Annotated in this window: 16 protein-coding genes; 9 read left to right on the top strand and 7 right to left on the bottom strand. The window is 72.8% G+C overall.

The window, feature by feature from the left end; all coding sequences use genetic code 11:
* Nucleotides 1-59: 59 nt before the first annotated feature.
* A complete protein-coding gene (locus IH80_RS0114700) occupies nt 60-1,157 on the bottom strand; it encodes a SchA/CurD-like domain-containing protein (RefSeq protein ID WP_030960729.1) in 1,098 nt (365 codons plus the stop codon).
* Nucleotides 1,158-1,432: 275 nt separating this feature from the next.
* Here IH80_RS0114700 and IH80_RS0114705 point away from each other — a divergent pair, with 275 nt between their 5' ends.
* On the top strand, nt 1,433-3,067 hold the full coding sequence (locus IH80_RS0114705) for an FAD-dependent oxidoreductase (protein WP_030960730.1): 1,635 nt from the start codon (nt 1,433-1,435) through the stop codon (nt 3,065-3,067).
* Nucleotides 3,068-3,117: 50 nt separating this feature from the next.
* On the opposite strand, the gene IH80_RS47355 is transcribed toward IH80_RS0114705, so the two are convergent.
* Complete coding sequence (locus IH80_RS47355) at nt 3,118-3,357, bottom strand: acyl-CoA carboxylase epsilon subunit (protein ID WP_107056824.1); 240 nt, start codon at nt 3,355-3,357, stop codon at nt 3,118-3,120.
* A gap of 236 nt (nt 3,358-3,593) precedes the next feature.
* On the opposite strand from IH80_RS47355, the gene IH80_RS0114715 reads away from it, so the two are divergent.
* Complete coding sequence (locus tag IH80_RS0114715; protein WP_158943470.1) at nt 3,594-3,812, top strand: hypothetical protein; 219 nt, start codon at nt 3,594-3,596, stop codon at nt 3,810-3,812.
* A 121-nt stretch (nt 3,813-3,933) separates the two neighbouring features.
* Here IH80_RS0114715 and IH80_RS0114720 read toward each other — a convergent pair whose 3' ends face one another.
* The 4 genes from IH80_RS0114720 to IH80_RS0114735 form a co-directional block, all read right to left on the bottom strand.
* Entirely contained in the window at nt 3,934-6,945 is a 3,012-nt protein-coding gene (locus tag IH80_RS0114720; RefSeq protein ID WP_030960734.1) for an AAA family ATPase, read from the bottom strand.
* 1 nt (nt 6,946) lies between these two features.
* Entirely contained in the window at nt 6,947-8,125 is a 1,179-nt protein-coding gene (locus tag IH80_RS0114725) for an exonuclease SbcCD subunit D (protein ID WP_030960736.1), read from the bottom strand.
* A gap of 146 nt (nt 8,126-8,271) precedes the next feature.
* Nucleotides 8,272-8,850: a GNAT family N-acetyltransferase gene (locus IH80_RS0114730; RefSeq protein ID WP_030960738.1), complete on the bottom strand. Its 579-nt coding sequence runs from the start codon at nt 8,848-8,850 to the stop codon at nt 8,272-8,274.
* Between the two features lie 41 nt (nt 8,851-8,891).
* The gene (locus tag IH80_RS0114735) at nt 8,892-9,443 is read right to left on the bottom strand and encodes a MepB family protein (protein ID WP_234432242.1); all 552 of its coding nucleotides are present in this window, start codon (nt 9,441-9,443) and stop codon (nt 8,892-8,894) included.
* Nucleotides 9,444-10,194: 751 nt separating this feature from the next.
* Between IH80_RS0114735 and IH80_RS0114740 the strand changes: the two genes are divergently transcribed.
* Nucleotides 10,195-11,619, top strand: coding sequence for a glycoside hydrolase family 16 protein (locus tag IH80_RS0114740; protein ID WP_030960742.1), 1,425 nt, complete (start codon nt 10,195-10,197; stop codon nt 11,617-11,619).
* Nucleotides 11,620-11,687: 68 nt separating this feature from the next.
* Here the strand turns inward: IH80_RS0114740 and polX are convergent, their stop codons facing one another.
* Complete coding sequence (gene polX / locus IH80_RS0114745) at nt 11,688-13,415, bottom strand: DNA polymerase/3'-5' exonuclease PolX (RefSeq protein WP_030960743.1); 1,728 nt, start codon at nt 13,413-13,415, stop codon at nt 11,688-11,690.
* 84 nt (nt 13,416-13,499) lie between these two features.
* Here polX and IH80_RS0114750 point away from each other — a divergent pair, with 84 nt between their 5' ends.
* The 6 genes from IH80_RS0114750 to IH80_RS0114775 all read left to right on the top strand — a co-directional run bounded on the left by IH80_RS0114750 (nt 13,500) and on the right by IH80_RS0114775 (nt 18,596).
* Nucleotides 13,500-14,621: a CapA family protein gene (locus tag IH80_RS0114750; RefSeq protein ID WP_030960744.1), complete on the top strand. Its 1,122-nt coding sequence runs from the start codon at nt 13,500-13,502 to the stop codon at nt 14,619-14,621.
* Nucleotides 14,622-14,711: 90 nt separating this feature from the next.
* On the top strand, nt 14,712-15,254 hold the full coding sequence (locus IH80_RS0114755) for a hypothetical protein (RefSeq protein ID WP_030960746.1): 543 nt from the start codon (nt 14,712-14,714) through the stop codon (nt 15,252-15,254).
* Nucleotide 15,255: 1 nt separating this feature from the next.
* On the top strand, nt 15,256-15,750 hold the full coding sequence (locus tag IH80_RS39325) for a hypothetical protein (protein ID WP_030960748.1): 495 nt from the start codon (nt 15,256-15,258) through the stop codon (nt 15,748-15,750).
* Nucleotides 15,751-16,032: 282 nt separating this feature from the next.
* Nucleotides 16,033-16,869, top strand: coding sequence for a class II glutamine amidotransferase (locus IH80_RS0114765; protein ID WP_030960750.1), 837 nt, complete (start codon nt 16,033-16,035; stop codon nt 16,867-16,869).
* A 147-nt stretch (nt 16,870-17,016) separates the two neighbouring features.
* Nucleotides 17,017-18,207, top strand: a complete 1,191-nt coding sequence (locus tag IH80_RS0114770; protein WP_078906531.1) for a carboxylate-amine ligase — start codon at nt 17,017-17,019, stop codon at nt 18,205-18,207.
* Between the two features lie 146 nt (nt 18,208-18,353).
* The gene (locus IH80_RS0114775) at nt 18,354-18,596 is read left to right on the top strand and encodes a hypothetical protein (protein ID WP_030960752.1); all 243 of its coding nucleotides are present in this window, start codon (nt 18,354-18,356) and stop codon (nt 18,594-18,596) included.
* The last annotated feature ends 8 nt before the right edge of the window (nt 18,597-18,604 follow it).

Below are 18,604 nucleotides of genomic sequence, written 5' to 3' on the forward strand. Positions count from 1 at the left end.
GTGGGGATCGGGGCGGGGACGGGACGGGGCGGGGCCGCAGCGGCCGGCCCCGGGAGGGATCAGGACTGCGCGGGTGCCCGGCGGTCGGTGATCAGCTTCATGGTGTGGTGCGCGGCGCGGCTCCGCCCGCCGGGCGCGACCATCAGGCGGTCGAGCACCGCGGCCTTGCGGGGGCCCGAGATGCCGTAGACGGTCTCGGGGTCGGCCTCCAGCGGGCCGCGCACGTCGATCAGCCGGACGACGATGTCGTCGCGCTGGAAGATGCTGCTGCTCCGGACGGGGCTCTTGGACCGGCGCGCGGCCGCCTCGTCCTGCCGGGCGAGGAACCTGGCGAGCGCCTGGCCGCAGCCGGGCTTGGCCGGGTAGAAGACCGCGTGCCGCTGCACATCGGCCGACTCGGGCTCGGGTGCGGCGATGTGGTGGACGGCCGGGACGGCGGCGCGCATGAAGAACATGCGGGCCGATTCCGGGTCGCCGAGGTCCCGGTCCTGTTCGAGGTAGGGGTTGATGGCCTCCTCGACGGCGCGCACCTCGGGCTGTTCCGAAACGTGCCGCAGGGCCGCCACCAGGTCGCCCTGGACCTCGACCGTGCGCACCACCCGGTTGCCGTGCATGAACAGCGAGGTGCGGCACAGGCGGGTGTGGTCGTCGACGCGGGCCGCCGGTGACGCGTAGCTGGAGAGGATCGCCGCGACGTCCTTCTCGCTGCCCGGCTTCACGGTGAAGGTGAGGGCGTGGCGCACGATCCCGGCGCCCAGGCGGGGCGTGGACTGCAGGCGCGCCGTCGACGGGCGGGACGCCTGGTCGTAGCCCCGGCCGGTCTCGCGCAGGACGGTGAACTTCAGCGGGCGCATGGAGCGCGCACACGCGCCCAGCGGCCGCACCTGTTCGGCGTGGTGCTCGCTGTTGACCCAGGCGAGGTACTGCGGGGCGCTCTCCCATTCGCTGGTGATCAACCACTGCGAGGGGTCCTCGAAGGACTGGCACAGCTGGTCGCTGATGTGGCCCGGGACCGACGCGATGTCGTTGCGGAGCTTTTCGTACGCCTCGAAGAACCGCTGCTGGGTACCCTCGTGGAGATCCATCAGAAGGACGACCCGGAGCATGGAGCCGTCGAAGGCTGACTGCGACACCCGTTCGGACAGGGTGGTTGTCATCTACTCACTCCTTCATGAGGGGGTGGAGATCCATCGCGTACGGACCCCTCGTCCGTCACCGGTGGCGTCCGCCCGGGCCGGCGGCCGCCTCGCCGGGGAAGGACAGGCCGGCGCGTCCCGGGGGGAGCCGCTGTCGCTCATCGTCATCCGGGTAGGGGCGTACCGCTACATGTCGGGATCAAGCGGGTGACAACCGGCGAATCAACTGGGCCTCATCCCGGATCGGGGGCATAAAGAGTCCACTCCCCCACACAGAAAACAGGAGCCCGCAGCTGATGGAAGACAACGCCGATGTTCGCGTACCGGTTCTCGTCGTGGGCGGCTCCCTCGTGGGCCTGTCCACCTCGCTTTTCCTGAGCCGCCACGGAGTGAGGCACCTGCTGGTCGAGAAGCACTCCGGTACCTCCCCGCACCCGCGCGGCCGTGGCATCAACGCCCGGACGATGGAGCTGTACCGCACAGCAGGGGCGGAACACGCGATCCGCCGGGCGGCGTCCGTACTGGAGGGCATTCAGGGCATCCTGCAGGCGCGGTCGCTGACCGACACCGCCGATCACAACTGGCTGATCAAGTCGATCGACCCGTCCGGCGCGCTGGCGCGTTTCAGCCCGACGCAGTGGTGCCTGTGCAGCCAGAACAACATCGAGCCGGTGCTGGCCGAACAGAGCCGCGCACAGGGCGCCGACATCCGCTTCGGCAACGAGCTGATGAGTTTCGACCAGGACTCCACCGGGGTGAACGCCGTGGTGAAGGACCGCACGACGGGCGAGCACATCACGGTGCGGGCGGACTTCCTGATCGCGGCGGACGGGCCGCGCAGCCCCGTCCGCGAACAGCTGCGGATCCCCCAGACGGGTAACGGCGAGCTGTTCCACAACGTCAGCGTCACCTTCCGCTCGGAGCGGCTGGTGAAGGTGCTGGGCGACCTGCGCTTCATCGTCTGCTACCTGATGCGGCCGGGCGCCGACGGGGCGCTGCTGCCGGTGGACAACGACACCCAGTGGGTCTTCCACGCCCCCTGGCACCCCGACCAGGGCGAAACCCTGGAGGACTTCACCGACGAGCGGTGCGTGGACCAGATCCGCGAGGCGGTCGGCGTACCCGACCTGGACGTGGAGATCGGCGGCAAGGCGCCGTGGCACGCGGCCGAACGGGTGGCGGAGCGGTATGCGTCCGGTCGGGTGTTCCTGGCCGGGGACGCCGCCCACGAGATGTCCCCCACCGGGGCCTTCGGCTCCAACACCGGTATCCAGGACGCCCACAACCTGGCGTGGAAGATCGCGGCGGTACTGGACGGGTCGGCGGGCATCGAACTGCTCGACACCTACCAGGCCGAGCGGCTTCCGGTGGCCAGGGCCACGAGCGAGCGGGCGTCCGCCCGTTCGGCCGAACACAGCCACCCCGGGTACGCGCCTCCGCCCACCATGGGCGGCGGACCGGGCAGCGGTGTCCTCACCACGGCGATGGCCTACTGCTACCAGCAGGGCGCGCTCGTCGGCGGCGCCCCGGGGCGGCCCGTCATCCCGGAGACGCTGCAGTCGATGGGCGACACCGGGACCCGGGCCCCGCACATGTGGCTGACCAGGGGCGGTGAACGGATCTCCACCCTGGACCTGTACGAGCGCTCCTTCGTGCTGCTCAGCAGCGCGGGTACGCCGTGGCGGGCGGCCGCGGAACAGGTGGCCCGGCAGCTGAAGGTACGCCTGGAGGCCTACACGATCGGCTCCGCGCCGGGTGCGGACCTGGTCCCGGAGGGCGGCGCCCCCTGGACCGAGGTCCACCGGCTGGCTGCCGACGGCGCCGTGCTCGTACGCCCGGACGGGTTCGTGGCCTGGCGCGCGGAGGGCGCGGTGGCCGATCCCGCGGCGGCGCTGCGGGAAGTCCTCTCGACGGTGCTGCGCCGGGCGTGACCACCCACTCCCCCCGTCCGCCGGCCGTGCGCGCGGCCGGCGGACGGGGTTCAGCGGCAGGTCCAGCAACCTGCCCAGCAGCCGGCGCCGGGCCGGACGGTACGGCGGCGGCCGGAGCCGCCGCCGGCCCCCTTCCCGGCGCGGCCCGTCGCGCCGCTGTCACGGTCACGGTCGGGGGAGGTCCGGTTCGCGTAACACGCGACGACGACCGCGATCGCGGCCAGTTCCTCGGGGGCGGCAACGCCCCTCTCCACACGCAGCAGGCTCGCTATCGGAACATCGTTCGACATCGGCACGGCCTCTCTCACGGGGGCTGCGCGTGCGCCCTGTCGCGTCGCGAGGGCCTGACCGGCTCGGCGTCGACGCGGGCGGCACACGGGTGGCTCGGCGCGCCGACGGGACGTGTTCCGCGTGCGCGAACCGGCCTGTGGGGTCCTGTCGGATCCGGGGGACCCCTGTCGCGACCGACGGTACAAGCGCCCGGCGGACGCGGCACGCCGGGACTCCGGCACCCGGCGGGGTGGCCGTGAGCGGCCACCAGCCCCTGCTCTGCCGGGGCTGCGCCGGCCATCTGTACGCCGTCTGCACGACGGACCACACCGGCGGGAACAAGGTCGGCCAGTGGGAGGTCGACCACGAAATGCCCGTGTCGTGCCCGCTCGCGGGCCTGCTGCCGCTCACCGGGAGGGGCGTCTCCATCCACGACCTGCCCGGCGCCGAGGACGTCCTGGGCCCACGGCGCTGAAACGGGGCGCATTGGGCCGCACGGGTGAGTACCCGTCCGCCGCGGACATCACCGCGGCGGACGGAACGTGCCGGCGGCGGCGGTCAGTGGGCGGTGTCCTCCTCGCACCGGGCGGACGGCGTCATTGCTCCGCCCCGGTCAGCAGGGCCACGGTGGAGCCGGTGGTCGTCTTGCGGACGTGGAGGCGGTGGGTGACGCGCCGTCGGAGTTCCGGGACGTGGCTGATGACTCCGACCGTACGGTCGTGGGCACGCAGGGAGTCGAGCACGTCGAGGACCTTGTGGAGGGTTTCCTCGTCGAGGGTGCCGAAGCCTTCGTCGATGAACAGGGTGTCGAGGGCCTGGCCGCCCGATTCGGCGGTGACGACATCGGCCAGGCCGAGGGCGAGGGAGAGGGACGCGAAGAAGGACTCACCGCCGGAGAGGGTGTCGGTGTCACGCTCCTTGCCCGTCCAGGAGTCGGTGATCTTCAGGCCGAGACCGGAGCGGGCGCCGTGCGAGGCCCGGCCGTCGGAGTGGACCAGGGTGTAACGGTGCTCCGACATCCGGGTGAGGCGGGTGTTGGCCGCCGCGACGACCTCTTCGAGGCGGGCGGCCAGGACGTAGGCCTCCAGTTGCATGCGCAGCCGGTTGCCCGGCGAGGTGCCGTTGACCAGAGCGTGCAGGTTGTCGACCGTGCGGTGGACGCGTTCGGCCGGTTCGAGGTTTTCGACCTGGGTCGTGAGCCGGGCCAGCAGGTCCGCGAGGGCGCGTGCGCGTGCGGCGGCGTGTGCGGCTCGGGCGGCGGCAGCGGTGTGGCGGGCGGTGGCGGCGTCGAGCCGCCCGGCGGCTTCCTCCGCGTCGGCGGGCGGCAGCCCGGCAGCCGCCGCTATGCCCGGTTCCTGCAGGCGTGCGGTGGCCACGGCGCGCTCTTCGCGCCACTGGTCGATCTCTTCCTGCAGGGTACGGATCTCGTCGTCGGAGCGCCGGGCCCGTGCGGCGGCGTCGAGGGAGTCGAAGCCGGCCGCGCGGGCGGCCCGATCCGCGGCCCGGGTCGACTGCTCGTGTTCGGCGGCCGTGCGTAGGGTGGCGCCGCAGTGTTCGGCCGCGGTGGTGAGGTGGTCGGCCGTCCGCGTCAGCCGGGCGATGCGCAGCGTGAGCGTGGGGTCGTCGGCGCGGGCGCCGGTGATCTTCCGGTCGAGTTCCTGGATCTGCTGGGCGAGTGCGTCGTAGGCGGCGTCGGCTGCTGCGAGCCTGGTGGCCGCGGCGGTCCGGGCCTCGTCGGTCTGGGCGTGCCGGCGTTCCAGCGCGACGAGTTCCTCCGTCGCGGGGCCGCTGTCGGCCGCGGCTTCGAGGGCTGCCGCGAGGCGGTCCCGCAGCGCGGTGCGTTCGGCGGCGAGATCGGCCAGGGCGGTGTCCCCGCCCGCCTCGCCGCGGGCCGCCGCCGCCTGCTGCTGGAGCTGCTGCAGGCTGTCCCGGAGCCCCCGCTCGGTGTGCTGGGCCTGCGCGTGACGGGTCTCGGCGTCCTTCTCGTCGGCGGCCGTGGGCTGGTCGGGATGCGGGGCCGCCGGGTCCGGATGAACGGGGGAACCGCAGACCGCGCAGGGTTCCCCGTCGATGAGACCGAGGGCGAGTTCGGCGGCCATGCCGTCCGTCCGCCTGCGCCGGATGTCGATGTGTTCGCGGGCGGCCTCGCCCGTCGCGTGCTGCGCCTTCGCCAGATCCCGCCCGACCTCGCCGATCTGCTCCATGTGCGCGTCACGGCGTTTCGCCGCGTCGACGCGGGCGTCGAGCAGGTTCAGGGCGGTGGTGTGCCCCCGGCCCGCCTCCTCTGCCGTGCGTGCGGCTTCGAGGCGGGCGCGGAGCTCCGTACGACGCTGAGGTGCTGCGTCCAGCCAGGCCCGGGCGTCACTCAGGTCCTGTACGAGCTCGTGGCGTTCGTCGTCCAGTTTGCACAGGTCCGTCTGGTACTGCTGGAGGGCGGCCTCTTCGGGCAGCAGGGCGTGCAGTGCGCCGATGTCGGCACGCAGGCGCTGCCCGCCGAGGGTGAGTTCGGCCGCGTCGAGCGCCGCGTGCTCGGCGCCCAGGACTGCACGGGCCCGACGCTCGGCGTCCTGCGCGCCGGCGTGCCGGCCGGCCGCGGTGGCCGCGGCTTCCAGGAGAGGGGCGACCTTCTGCCCCTGCAGCGCCTCCTGCCGCTGCCGGGCGAGGTCGGCCTGCCGCTCCGCCTGCTCGTCCAGGGCCTTGAGCCGGTCGCTCGCCAGGCGGTGGGCCTCCTGCCGGGCGGCGAGGTCGCGTACGGCGCGTTCGCCGTCCCGGAAGGCGGTCAGCTCCTCCTCCGCCAGGGCGGCGGCCGTGGCCGCTTCGCGCTCGTGGGCGACGGCCCTGGTGTGCAGGGCGGTGGCCCAGGCGAGGGCGGGCCCGGTGAGGCCGGCGGGGTCGGAGGCGGACGGAGCGCCCTGGTGGGGCTCGAGCTCCTCACCGGCCTCCTGCTGGATGCGTTCGGTCAGGTGCACGACGGACGTACGGGCCTCGTCGCGCCGTCCGGCGAGGGCGTTCTTCCGTGCGGCGAGCCAGTTCTCGATGGATCCGAAGCGGTGGGTGTGGAAGAGCTTGCCGAGGAGGTCCTTGCGGTCGGAGGCGCTTGCGCGCAGGAACCTCGTGAACTCGTTCTGCGGCAGCAGGACGACCTGGCAGAACTGCTGCCGGCTCATGCCCAGCAGAGCCTTGATCTCGTCCGCGGCTTCCCTGTGGGACCTGCTCAGTGCTTCCCAGTGTCCTTGCCCCGAGGGGCCCGGGGACCATTGGCTGAGGTGGGTCTCGGCCGGCTGCTGGGTGGTTCCCTCCCCGCGGACCTTGGGCTTCTGCTGGGCGGGAACTCGCCTGATCCGCAGGCGCTTCCCGGCGAGGGTGACGTCGAGCGTCACCTCGGTGAGCAGGCCGGGGGGCGCGTGGTCACTGCGCAGCTGCAGCTTGCGGTCGGTGGGCGGCTCTCCGTAGAGGGCGACGCAGATGGCGGCGAAGAGGGTGCTCTTGCCGGCCCCGGTGTCGCCGTGGAGGAGGAACAACCCGTCGCGGGTCAGGGTGTCGAAGTCGACGGTGTGGGTGCCGGCGAAGGGGCCGAACGCCTGCAGGTGCAGGGTGTGCAGGCGCATGTCAGACCGTCTCCTTCTCCTGGGCGCCGGTGCGGGATTCGTCGATGGCTTCCTGGAGGAGCGCACTCTCCTCGTCGGAGGGTCCGGTGCCGCGCACGGCGGTGACGAAATCGTGGGTGATGTCGAGGTCGCCCCGGCCCCGCAGTCGCTCGCCGTAGGAGCCGTTGGCCTGGGCGGGGACGACAGCAGGGGTGTGCTCGATGTGCAAGGTGTGGGGGAAGCGCCGCTTGAGGCGGGCCATCGGCTCGTAAGGGTGGGCGGTGTCCGTCAGAGTGACGTGCAGCCAGGATTCGACCAGGGTCTCCTGGGCCGGGTCGGTCAACAGGTCCTCCAAGTGGCCCGACAGACGGGCCAGTGGAAGCCGCAGGTCCGGGGGTAAGCCCTTGCGGGTGACCCTGGGCTCGCCGCTCCCCGGCAGGTCGACGAGCGTCAGCGACTTGTCGTGTCCGGCTTCCGAGAAGGAGTAGGCCAGTGGCGAACCGCTGTAGTGGACCCGGTCGGTGACCCGCTGGGCGCGGTGCAGGTGCCCGAGGGCGGTGTAGTCGATGCCGTCGAACACGGCGGCATCGGCGTCGGCGACGCCGCCGACACTGATGTTGCGTTCGCTGCCGGTCTCGCCGGCCGGGGCGCCGCCCGCGGTGATGAAGGCGTGGGCGAGGACGACGGAACGGGTGCCTTGCGGGCGGGCGGCGAGGTCGGTGCGGATCCGGTCCAGGGCGGAGGTGAGCACGGCCTGGTGGGAGGCGGTCTCGGCGCCGAGCCGGGTGTGTACGAGGGTGGGCTCGAGGTACGGCACGGCGTAGACGGCGACGGGACCGTCGGAGTCCTCGAGCAGGACCGGGGAGTCGACGTCGGCCGGATCGGTCCGCAGGTGCACCCGGGCCCGGGCCAGCAGACGGGCCCCGACGCCCAGCCGGTGTGCGGAATCGTGGTTCCCACTGATCATGACGGTGGGTATCTCCAGGTCCGCCAGCTGGTGGAGGGCGTCACTGAACAGGCGTACGGCGTCGAGGCCGGGGATGGCCCGGTCGTAGACGTCACCCGCGACGAGCAGGGCGTCCACCTGCTCGGCCCGGACGGTTTCGCAGATGTGGTCGAGGACTTGGCGCTGGGCGTCGATCAGGTCTTCTCCGTGGAACCGGCGGCCCAGATGCCAGTCCGACGTGTGCAGGAACCTCATGGGCACAGACCGTAACCGCACGGATGCGGTTCCCGGACGGTTTTGCCGATAGGCGGAACCGTGCACGCCGGTCCGGCAGACGTGCGGGAAGGTTTCCCCCTTGGGCGGCGGCCGCCGCCCCGGCGAAAACGAACGGCGCCGGAGGGTCAGCTCGCCTGCCGGGTCCCGGCCTTCCTCGCCCTCCACTGGTCCGCCGTCATCACCCAGATGACGTCGATCCCCGACTCGCCCGGGGTGAGCGGACCTTCGGGTGCCGGTACGCGCTGCACCTCGGTGAATCCCAGGCGTCGCGCCACCGCCCCGCTGGCGTGGTTGGCGACGTCGTGGTGGATCTCGACGCGGCCGGTGCCCGCCAGCCGGAAGCCCTGGTCGACGAGGCCCGCAACGGCCGTGGTGACCAGGCCCCGGCCGGTCCGGCCGGAGTGGATCCAGTAGCCGACCTCGAGGCCGCCCGGCCCGATGCGGCGCATGAGGCTGCAGCCGCCGATCACTTCGGTGTCCAGGGTGATGGCGTAGGCGAAGGTCCGCCCGGTCTCCCACTCCTCGTCGGCCCGGGTGAGGAACGCGGCGGTCTGCCGCCTGCCGGGATCGGCGGCCCAGGGCATCCACGGCACGAGATGGTCCAGCGATTCGCGGATGGCCCGTTCCAGGGCGTCGAGGTCGCTCATGCGCCACCGGCGCAGGTCGACCCGGTCTGAACGGAAACTCTCGGCGGGCTCTTCCATGCACCGGATGCTCCCTCAGTGGGGCTGCCGGCGACAACGCATTAAGGGCTGCCCACCGCGGGGTGATAGAGCGCGTACGCACGGGCGGTGTCGACCGGCTCGTCCCCGGACAACCGGAGGAAGTGGTCAGCCTGCCAGGCCTGCGTGGCGTCGGCCTGACGACTGGTGGTGGTCACCCACGGCGGATAGACGCGGAAGGCGCGCTTGCCGCCGGCGCCGTTGCTCGACACGACGCCCCGCTCGCGCAGCACGTCCCGGGGAAACACGAACTGCCCGAACCGCGCGCCCTCGCACGTGCTGATGACGAACAGGTCGACGGGGTCCGCGGCGTCGAAGGGCTGGATCGGGCCGCCCGCGGACCTCTTCCACACCGTGACGAACTGGCCGGCCTTCGTCGGGGTCGTCCTGGCCACGCGGAACCTGACGGAGAGTCCGTCCAAGGTGAAGCCGCACGCCCCGTAGTCGGCGCTCTCCGCCTCGGGCTCCGGGCGCGAGCAGGTGAACCCGGCCGGGTCGTACACCAGCTCCTTCGCCCGCAGCAGGTCACCGGGGATCCGCGGCTCGCCCTGCCAGGGGTCACGTTCCATAGCCATGCGGACATCCTGCCAGAGCTCGAACGCATGACCGAACGGCAGCCGGCCCGACTCCCAGCCCAGGCCCGACCGCCAAGGGCGACCCACCGGAACGGGGGACACAGCCGACGGCCGAGCCGCGAGGGCGGAGCCGCCGGGACGGGATCCCGACCCACGGCAGACCCAGGGGGCGATCCTGCGGGGCGGGGCCGGGAGGGGCGGGTTGACCGTGGGGTCCCTCCGGGAGGTCTCCTCGGCTCGCGCCAGACGGCGGCGGTCCAGCCGCACGGCCACGGTTGCGCGCTCGTCCTGCGGGGACCTCCCTGCACGCCCCCACTCCCGCTCCGGCAACGCAGCGGCTGTCCGGGCACGACACCACCGCAAGGGGCGGGGACACGGCGGAGTGTCCCCGCAGGACGAGCGCGCGACCCAACCCGCCTGCCCACGACAAGGCCGCACGCGCCGAGCCGAGGAGACATTCCGCCGGGGCACCGCCCCACACCGCGCACCCCCGCCCGGCAAGAACAGTGGCCACCCCCGGCAAGAGCCGCAGGGCACCCCCGCCCAGCAAGAACAGTGGCCACCCCCGGCGGGAGCCGCAGGGCACCCCGCAGGGGCCGGGCAGGGGCCCCACAGGGGCCGGGCTCGGACTTGACGGTCCCGCCAGTCCGGAGCACAGTAGCCACCGTTCTGAGAGCGCTCTCAGAACGGTGGACCCGGCTCTACATCCCCCCGCACCCGCGCCTCACCGCGCGCTCCAGAGAGGGCACCCATGCGCGACGACACATCCGGCAGGAAACGAGCGACCTTACGACGGGCCGTCCTGGCCGCGATCGGTACGACGGCCCTGGTGGCGGCCGCCGCCACGGGCGTCGTACTACCCGCGAGCGCCGCCGCTCCCCCCACCCCCGCAGGCTGGTCCCAGGTGTTCCTGGACGAGTTCGACGGGCCCGCCGGCTCCGGCGTGGACACCGCCGACTGGCAGTACACCACCGGCACCAGCTACCCCGGCGGCCCCGCCAACTTCGGTACCGGCGAGATCGAGACGATGACCGCCGACCCCGCCAACGTCTCCCTCGACGGCGCCGGCCACCTCCGCATCACCCCCCGGCGGGACTCCGCCGGCCGGTGGACGTCCGGCCGCGTCGAGACACGGCGCGGCGACTTCCAGCCCCCCGCGGGCGGCACCCTCCGTACCGAGGCCCGCATCCAGATGCCGAACGTCACCGGCCCCGCGGCCAAGGGCTACTGGCCCGCCTTCTGGATGCTCGGCACCCCGTACCGCGGGAACTGGTGGAACTGGCCGGGTATCGGCGAGATCGACATCATGGAGAACGTCCAGGGCCTCAACACCGTCTGGGCCACCGTGCACTGCGGCACCAGCCCCGGCGGCCCCTGCAACGAGACGTCCGGCATCGGCGGCCAGCGCGTCTGCCCCGGCGCCACCTGCCAGGCCGGCTTCCACACCTACGCGGTCGAGTGGGACCGCTCGACAGCCGTCGAGCAGATGCGCTTCTACGTCGACGGGCTCAACTTCCACACCGTGCGCGCCGATCAGGTGGACGCGACGACCTGGACGAACGCCACGAACCACGGCTACTTCATCATCCTGAACGTCGCGATGGGCGGCGGCTTCCCCGACGCCTTCGGGGGCGGGCCCGACGCCGGCACCGAGCCGGGCCACGCCATGGTCGTCGACTACGTGTCGGTCCTGCGGTCGACGGGCGGCACGACCCCGCCCACCACTCCCCCGACCACACCGCCCACGACCCCGCCGTCCGGCAACCGCGACGCGTACGCCGCGATCCAGGCCGAGTCGTACGACGGCCAGTCGGGCACGGCGACGGAGACTTCCACGGACACGGGCGGCGGCCGGAACCTCGCGGCCCTCGGCAACGGCGACTGGGCCCTGTTCCGGGGGGTGAACTTCGGCTCCGCCCCGGCGACGCAGTTCCGCGGCCGGGTCGCGAGCGGCGCCGCCGGCGGGGTGAGCGGGCTCGTCGAGGTACGGCTCGACAGCAGGACCTCGCCCCCGATCGGCAGCTTCTCCGTCGCGAACACCGGCGGTTGGCAGAGCTGGCGCACGGTACCGGCGAACATCACCGCGGTCACGGGCACGCACGACGTCTACCTGACCTTCACCAGCGGCCGGCCCGCGGACTTCGTGAACGTCAACTGGTTCGACTTCGGCCACTGAGCACTGCCCCGCCCCCGCCCGGCCCGCGCCGGCCCGGACGCGGGCGGGCACCACGGTGCGCGCCCGCGTCAGGCGGCCTTCTTGTCGAGGAAACGGCGCAGTCTCGTCAGCGGCCAGGCGTTGATGACGTCGTCCGCCGTCAGCCAGCCGCGCTGCGCCGTCCCCACCCCGTAGCGCATGTAGGGCAGATGTGTGGTGGCGTGGGCGTCGGAGTTCACCGCGAACTTCACGCCGTACCGCTTCGCCCGCAGGATGTCCTCGTCGCGCAGGTCGAGCCGCTCGGGGTGGGCGTTGATCTCCAGGGCGGTACCGGCCCGCGCGCAGGCCTCGAAGACCGCGTCGAAGTCGGCGTCGATGCCCGGGCGTTTGCCGATGCGGCGGGTCGTCGGGTGGCCGATCACGGCGACGTGCGGGTTCTCGCAGGCGCGGATGAGACGGCGCGTCAGGTCCCGCCTGTTCTGGTTGAAGTGCGAGTGCACCGAGGCCACGCAGAGGTCGAAGCCCGCGAGGAACTCGTCGGGCCAGTCCAGGGAGCCGTCCGGGCCGATGTTGAGTTCCGTGCCGTGCAGCAGCCGCATCCTGCGGTGCGTGCCGTCCAGTTCGCGCACCCGCTCGCGCTGGGCGAGGATCTTCTCGCTGGTCATGCGCTGCATGGCGAGGTCCGGTGCGTGGTCGGTGACCGCGTAGTACGCGTATCCCCGGGCGGCCGCCGCCGCGATCATGTCCTCCAGCGGGGCGAGTCCGTCCGTGAGGTCGGTGTGGGTGTGCAGGTCGCCGCGGATGTCCTTGTCCCCCAGGAGGACGGGGAGTTCACCGCGCAGCCCCGCCGCGATCTCGCCGCGGTCCTCGCGCAGCGTCGGCGGTATCCAGGGCAGGCCGAGCCGTTCGTAGACGGACTCCTCGGTCTCCGAGGTGATGCTCTCGCCGCTCTCGGCGTCGAAGAGCCCGTACTCGGAGAGCTTCAGGCCCTGGCGCACGGCGAGTTCGCGGGTGCGGATGTTGTGCGCCCTCGATCCGGTGAAGTACTGCAGTCCGGCGCCCCAGGAGGCGGGCGGGAGCACGCGCAGGTCGACCTGGAGGCCCGTGGCGGTCCGTACGGAGGTCTTCTTCTCGCCGCGCGCGATGACCTCGGTGACGTACGGGAGGGAGGTGAGGGCTTCCATGAACGGCGCCGACCTGTGGGCCGCCACCAGGACGTCCACGTCGCCGATGGTCTCCCGCATGCGGCGCAGGGAGCCCGCGTAGGTGCACCGGACGCAGCCGCGGACGGCGGACAGTTCGGCGACGAGCTGTTCGGCGACGTCCATGGCGGCGCCGACGAGGATCCGGCCCTCGCCGGCCTTCTGCAGCAGTGCGATGCCGTGCAGGATGTTGTCCTCGGTGCGTTCGCCGAAGCCCTTGAGGTCGCGCAGGCGTTCCTGGTGGACGGCTTCGAGGAGCTGGTCGACGGAGGTGATGCCCAGCTCCTCGTACAGCACCATGGCCTTGCGCGGTCCGAGTCCGGGGATCGCGATCAGCTCGCGCACGCCGGCCGGTACGGAGGCCCTGGCCTCGTCGACGACGGTCATGTGGCCGGTCCGCAGGTATTCGAGGATCTTGTCGGCGACCGACCGGCCGACGCCGGGGATCTCGCGCAGGCCCTCGGCGTCGAGAGCGGCGACGTCGTGGGGGTGGCCGCCGACGGCGCGGGCGGCCTTTTCGTAGGCGCGGGCCTTGAAGGCTTCGCCGCCCCGGATCGCGATGAGGTCCGCGTACTCCTGGAGCATCGCCTCGACCTGGTCGTTGACTCGGGCCATGCCTCCAGGGTGCCCCTCGGGCCCGGGGCGGGCATGCGGGGCGGACGGGCGGCTTGAAGGGCGGACGCGGCCTAGCCTGAAGGGGTGGACGGTGCGTTCGTGACGCTGTTCCTCGCCGGTGACGTGATGCTCGGCCGCGGCGTCGACCAGATCCTCCCGCACCCGGGTGATCCCGCCCTGCCGGAGGCGTACGTCAGCGATGCCCGCACCTACGTCGAGCTGGCGGAGGCGGTGAACGGCGCCGTCCCGCGCCGGGTGCCGTACGCGTGGCCGTGGGGCGATGCCCTGCGGGTCCTGGACGCGGCCGCGCCGGATGCCCGGATCGTCAATCTGGAGACCTCGGTCACCGTGAGCGACGACGTCGCGCCCGGTAAGGCGGTCCACTACAGGATGCACCCCGCCAACCTTCCCGCGCTGGCCGTCGCCCGTCCCGACACCTGCGTCCTCGCCAACAACCACGTCATGGACTACGGGCGGCGCGGACTGGCCGAGACCCTCGACGCGCTCGCCGCCGCCGGGCTGCGGACGGCGGGGGCGGGCGGCGACCTCGACGCGGCGCGGCGGCCCGCGGTGGTCCCCCTGTCCGGGGGACGCCGCGTGCTGGTCTTCGCCCTCGGTTCGGCGTCGAGCGGGATCCCCCACGACTGGGCGGCCGGGGCCGGCCGGAGCGGTGTCGACCTCGTCGACGAGTCCCGGGAAGGGGACGCGGCGGAGGTGACGGGCCGTATCCGGCGGGCGAAGCGGGCCGGCGACCTCGCGGTCGTCTCCGTCCACTGGGGTTCCAACTGGGGTTATGCCGTCCCCGGCGAGCAGGTCCGCTTCGCGCACGCCCTCGTCGACGGCGGCGCGGACGTCGTCCACGGGCATTCCTCGCACCATCCGCGCCCGATCGAGGTGTACCGGGGGCATGCGGTCCTCTACGGCTGCGGCGACCTGATCGACGACTACGAGGGGATCGGCGGCCACGAGCGGTACCGGGACGACCTCCGGCTGCTGTACTTCCTGCGCCTGGAACCGGACACCGGACTCCTCGACGACGCGTGCCTGGTCCCCCTGCAGGCCCATCGGATGCGGCTGCGGCGGGCCTCGCGCGCGGACACCGACGGGCTCGGCGAGGTACTCACCCGTGCCGGTCGTGCGTTCGGCACCACGGTGTCCCGTACCCCGCCGGGCACGCTCTCCGTCCACGCCGCCGCGGCCCGGTGAACGACCGCGCAGGATACGTCCTGGTTTGGCCCACGGCAGCGCGGGCAGCCGCGTGGCACACAGGCAAAGGCACCGGAATGGAGTGCGGACATGTCCAACACCACACTCGTACTGTTGATCGTCATCGCGGCGGTCGTGGTACTCGCGCTCATCGCGACGCTGTGGCTGTCGGCGCGACGGCGGCACCTGCGGAACCGGTTCGGCCCCGAGTACGAGCGCACCGTGCAGGAGGAGGGCGGCGCGAGGGCCGCCGAACGCGACCTGCGCGCCCGTGAACAGCGGCACGAACAGCTCGACATCAAGGAACTCCCCGCCGCGCGGCGGCGCGAGTACGCCGACGCCTGGAGCGACGTCCAGGAACACTTCGTGGACCGCCCCGAGAGCTCCGTGGCGGAGGCGGACGACCTGGTCTCCAGGCTGATGGACGAGCGAGGCTATCCCACCGCCGGGTACGAGGGCCGACTGCGCGACCTGTCCGTCGAGCACGGGCGCACCCTCGACCACTACCGGGCCGCGCACGACGTCAAGGTGCGCAGCGGCGGGGGCGGGGCGACCACGGAGGAACTCCGCGGGGCGATGGTGCACTACCGCGCCCTCTTCGAAGAGCTTCTGACGGATCAGAGGAGTCGTTGACATGCGTATAGGCGGAGATCACGAGGCCCGGGGCAGCGAGTCCGGTCCGACCACCGAAGACATCATGAACTCGGGTGCGGGCGGCGAGGAACAGGCGCCCCTCTACCCGGGGGAGGCCACCTCCGAGAGGCCGGGCGGTCTGCGGGACGAGGAGCCGGCCGGGACCGCCGGCACCGAGGAGTCGGCCGACCCGGCCGACACCCGCGAAGACGTGGCCGCCGACACGGAGGAACCGCTGCTCGGTACGGCGGACACCGAGGAGTACCGCAAGAAGTGGAGTGACATCCAGGGCCGCTTCGTCGACGACCCGCAGGACGCCGTGCGGTCGGCGGACACCCTGGTGGCGGAGGTCATGCAGGACCTGGCCGCCAGCTTCTCCACGCGCAAGCAGGGCCTGGAGGGCCAGTGGGGACGCGGTGAGCAGGTGGCGACGGAGGATCTGCGGGTGGCGCTGCAGCACTACCGTTCGTTCTTCAACCGTCTCCTGAAGACCTGACCGTCGGTCCGCCCGGCATAACCCGGTGCCCCTGTGCCGGACGAGGCTCCGCCTCGTCCGGCACAGGGATGTCCAGGACGCAGATGTCGTCCCGGCTGCCGGGCGCCGCCCCGCCGTGGTTCGGGCGGGTCGCTGGTCGAGACCGTCCCGCAGCGTCCGTACGGCGGCCTGCGCGAGCCGGCCCGCTCCGCGGGAGGAACCTCCCCCGGCCGTCGCGGCCCCGCGGGAAGGGGGCGGCCCGCGGAGTTACCCTCGGAGCAAGCCGTGAAAGGGATGGTGCGCATGTGTCGGTGGCTCGCCTATTCGGGTACGCCCGTCCTGCTCGACACCGTGCTCTACCGCCCCGAGCACTCGCTGATCAACCAGAGCCTCCGGTCCCGGATGGGTGTGGAATCGACCAACGGAGACGGCTTCGGGCTCGGCTGGTACAGCGCGGACGGCAACGGGACGCCCGCGGTCTTCCGTGACATCGGCCCGGCCTGGAACAACCGGAACCTCCAGGAGCTGGCGGCGCACGTCCGCTCGCCGCTGTTCTTCGCGCACGTCAGGGCTTCGACCGGTTCGGCGATCCAGCAGACGAACTGCCACCCGTTCCGCCACGGCCGCTGGCTGTGGATGCACAACGGGGCGATCGGGGACTTCAACCGGCTCCAGCGCGACCTGTGCATGGCCGTCGACCCGGCCCTGTTCTCGTGCATCGAGGGGTCCACGGATTCCGAGGTGATGTTCTACCTCGCGGTCACCTACGGGCTCGACCAGGACGTTCCGGGCGCCGTGGCCAGGATGGCGGGGCTCGTGGAGCGACTGGGCAAGGAGCACGGCGTGGCCGAGCCGCTCCAGATGACGGTGGCGGTCAGCGACGGCGAGCGCGTGTGGGCGTTCCGGTACTCCAGCCAGGGAAGGTCCCGCTCGCTCTACTACAGCAGCAGGGCCGACACGGTCCGGCACCTCTACCCGGAGATCGACTATCTGAGGGAGGTTTCCGACGAGACCCGGATCGTGGTCTCCGAGCCGCTGGGCGACCTGCCGGGAGTGTGGAACGAGCTCCCCGAGAGCAGCTACGCAGTCGTCCCGTCCGGTCCGGACGTGGACTACCTCCCCTTCATTCCGGAGTTCTAGCCACGGGCCGTGCCCCCCCGAGTGAGGGGGGGATACGGCGGGTAGGTGAAGCTCTGGGGAGGGTCTGGAAGGACGGCACCACCGCCTCGGTCAAGCCGGTGTCCACCGGTGGCCGGCGGCGCCCACCCCCACCCGGAAGGACCTCAGATGTCACTGGCCGTGTCCACGTCGGCGCCCCACCGCGGCAGCCGGACCCTCGCGCCCCTCCGGCCGGGAAGCGGCGGCTCCGCCGCGGCCACCGTGCCGACCATGGGCGTGGAGGAGGAGTTCTTGCTGGTCGACCGTCGCACCCGGGCCCCGGTGGGCCGGGCGGTCCGGGTCATCGAGGCGGCATCGGCCAGACTCGGACCACTGGTCCAGCAGGAGTTCTTCACCGCGCAGGTCGAGTCGTGCACGAGCCCCACGTCGAGCACGGCCGTGCTGCGGGCCGAGCTGGCGTGGTTGCGGGCCGAACTGGTCCGTGCGGCGGACGCGGCGGACTGCCTCCTCGTCGGGACCGGTACTCCGGTGATCCCGCCGGAGGGACCGCTGGCCGTCACGCCGGACGAACGGTACCGGCGGATGGAGGTCCGCTTCGCCTCCGCCATGGCGGGCTACGACCAGCCCGTGTGCGGCTGCCACGTCCACATAGGCGTGTCCTCCCGGGGGCAGGCGCTGGACCTGGCCAACCGGCTCCGGCCGTGGCTGCCCACCCTGCAGGCCCTCAGTGCCAATTCTCCCTTCGACCGGGGCCGGGACACGGGGCACGCCAGCTGGCGGGCGGTCGAACACGCCCGCTGGCCCACGGTGGGGCCCGCTCCCTTCCTCGACGAGGCTTCCTACGAGCGCATCGCCCACGACCTGGTGCAGTGCGGGGCCCTGCTGGACCGGCGGATGATCTACTGGTACGCCCGTCCGTCCGAGCACGTCCCGACGCTCGAGATCCGCGTCGCCGACGTGAACGCGCGCCTCGACACCGTCGTACTGCTCGCGGCGCTCGTTCGCGGGCTCGCGGGGGTGCTGCTCCCGGAGCGCGACGAGGGCCGGCCGCCGCCGTTCCTGGAGTGCGGGCGACTGCGGGAGGCCCACCGGCTCGCGGCCCTGCATGGGCTGTGCGGCGGTGAGGGCCTCGATCCGGTCGCCGGGGCACGCGTACCGATGTGGGACATGGTGGACCGGCTGCGCGAGCGGGCCGCTCCCGGGCTGGCCGCGGCCGGCGATCTGCAGCTGGTGGACAGCTCCCTCGACCGGCTCCGCGCGGAGGGCGGCGGGGCCGCCCGCCAGCGGGCCGCCCTTGTCCGGCGCGGCCGGCTGAGTGACGTGGTCGACGACCTGGCGAGGGCGACGGCGTCCGCGTGAGCGGTGGGCCGGGGCCGGCCTCTCGGACGAGGGGCCCAGGTTTCCGGTCACCCCGGCCGGGCACGTGCCGGGGAAGGGGGGCTCCGGGGTCCCGCGCGGACCGCGGGAAGACGTGAAGAGGACCGGGGGCCGCGAAAGGAGCTGTCATGGACGACCAGGGCGGCGCAGGAGGAGTACCGCTGCACCACGACGACGAAGGCCGGCACCGGGCCCCGCACGCCGGGCAGGGGGCCGGGAAGCCGAAGGCGGACGACGGGACCACACGGGCCGCGGACACCGACGAGGCCAGCCGCCTCGACCGGCCGGCGGAATCCGGCGGGCCGGACCAGGGCACGCGGTGGACGGGACCGGACGACGAACGGCCCTCCGGCCCTCGCCGGTCGCACTGAGGAGGCCC

Origin of the sequence: Streptomyces sp. NRRL S-378 (assembly GCF_000720645.1) — a bacterium.
GTDB lineage: Bacteria > Actinomycetota > Actinomycetes > Streptomycetales > Streptomycetaceae > Streptomyces.

What these genes read in the sequence shown, in the direction of transcription:
- IH80_RS0114740 (WP_030960742.1), top strand. Translation starts at nt 10,195, where the DNA reads ATGCGCGACGACACATCCGGCAGGAAACGAGCGACCTTACGACGGGCC.
- IH80_RS0114770 (WP_078906531.1), top strand. Translation starts at nt 17,017, where the DNA reads ATGTCACTGGCCGTGTCCACGTCGGCGCCCCACCGCGGCAGCCGGACC.
- polX (WP_030960743.1), bottom strand. Translation starts at nt 13,415, where the DNA reads ATGGCCCGAGTCAACGACCAGGTCGAGGCGATGCTCCAGGAGTACGCG.
- IH80_RS0114705 (WP_030960730.1), top strand. Translation starts at nt 1,433, where the DNA reads ATGGAAGACAACGCCGATGTTCGCGTACCGGTTCTCGTCGTGGGCGGC.
- IH80_RS0114730 (WP_030960738.1), bottom strand. Translation starts at nt 8,850, where the DNA reads ATGGAAGAGCCCGCCGAGAGTTTCCGTTCAGACCGGGTCGACCTGCGC.
- IH80_RS39325 (WP_030960748.1), top strand. Translation starts at nt 15,256, where the DNA reads ATGCGTATAGGCGGAGATCACGAGGCCCGGGGCAGCGAGTCCGGTCCG.
- IH80_RS0114755 (WP_030960746.1), top strand. Translation starts at nt 14,712, where the DNA reads ATGTCCAACACCACACTCGTACTGTTGATCGTCATCGCGGCGGTCGTG.
- IH80_RS0114720 (WP_030960734.1), bottom strand. Translation starts at nt 6,945, where the DNA reads ATGCGCCTGCACACCCTGCACCTGCAGGCGTTCGGCCCCTTCGCCGGC.
- IH80_RS0114735 (WP_234432242.1), bottom strand. Translation starts at nt 9,443, where the DNA reads ATGGCTATGGAACGTGACCCCTGGCAGGGCGAGCCGCGGATCCCCGGT.
- IH80_RS0114765 (WP_030960750.1), top strand. Translation starts at nt 16,033, where the DNA reads ATGTGTCGGTGGCTCGCCTATTCGGGTACGCCCGTCCTGCTCGACACC.
- IH80_RS0114700 (WP_030960729.1), bottom strand. Translation starts at nt 1,157, where the DNA reads ATGACAACCACCCTGTCCGAACGGGTGTCGCAGTCAGCCTTCGACGGC.
- IH80_RS47355 (WP_107056824.1), bottom strand. Translation starts at nt 3,357, where the DNA reads ATGTCGAACGATGTTCCGATAGCGAGCCTGCTGCGTGTGGAGAGGGGC.
- IH80_RS0114775 (WP_030960752.1), top strand. Translation starts at nt 18,354, where the DNA reads ATGGACGACCAGGGCGGCGCAGGAGGAGTACCGCTGCACCACGACGAC.
- IH80_RS0114725 (WP_030960736.1), bottom strand. Translation starts at nt 8,125, where the DNA reads ATGAGGTTCCTGCACACGTCGGACTGGCATCTGGGCCGCCGGTTCCAC.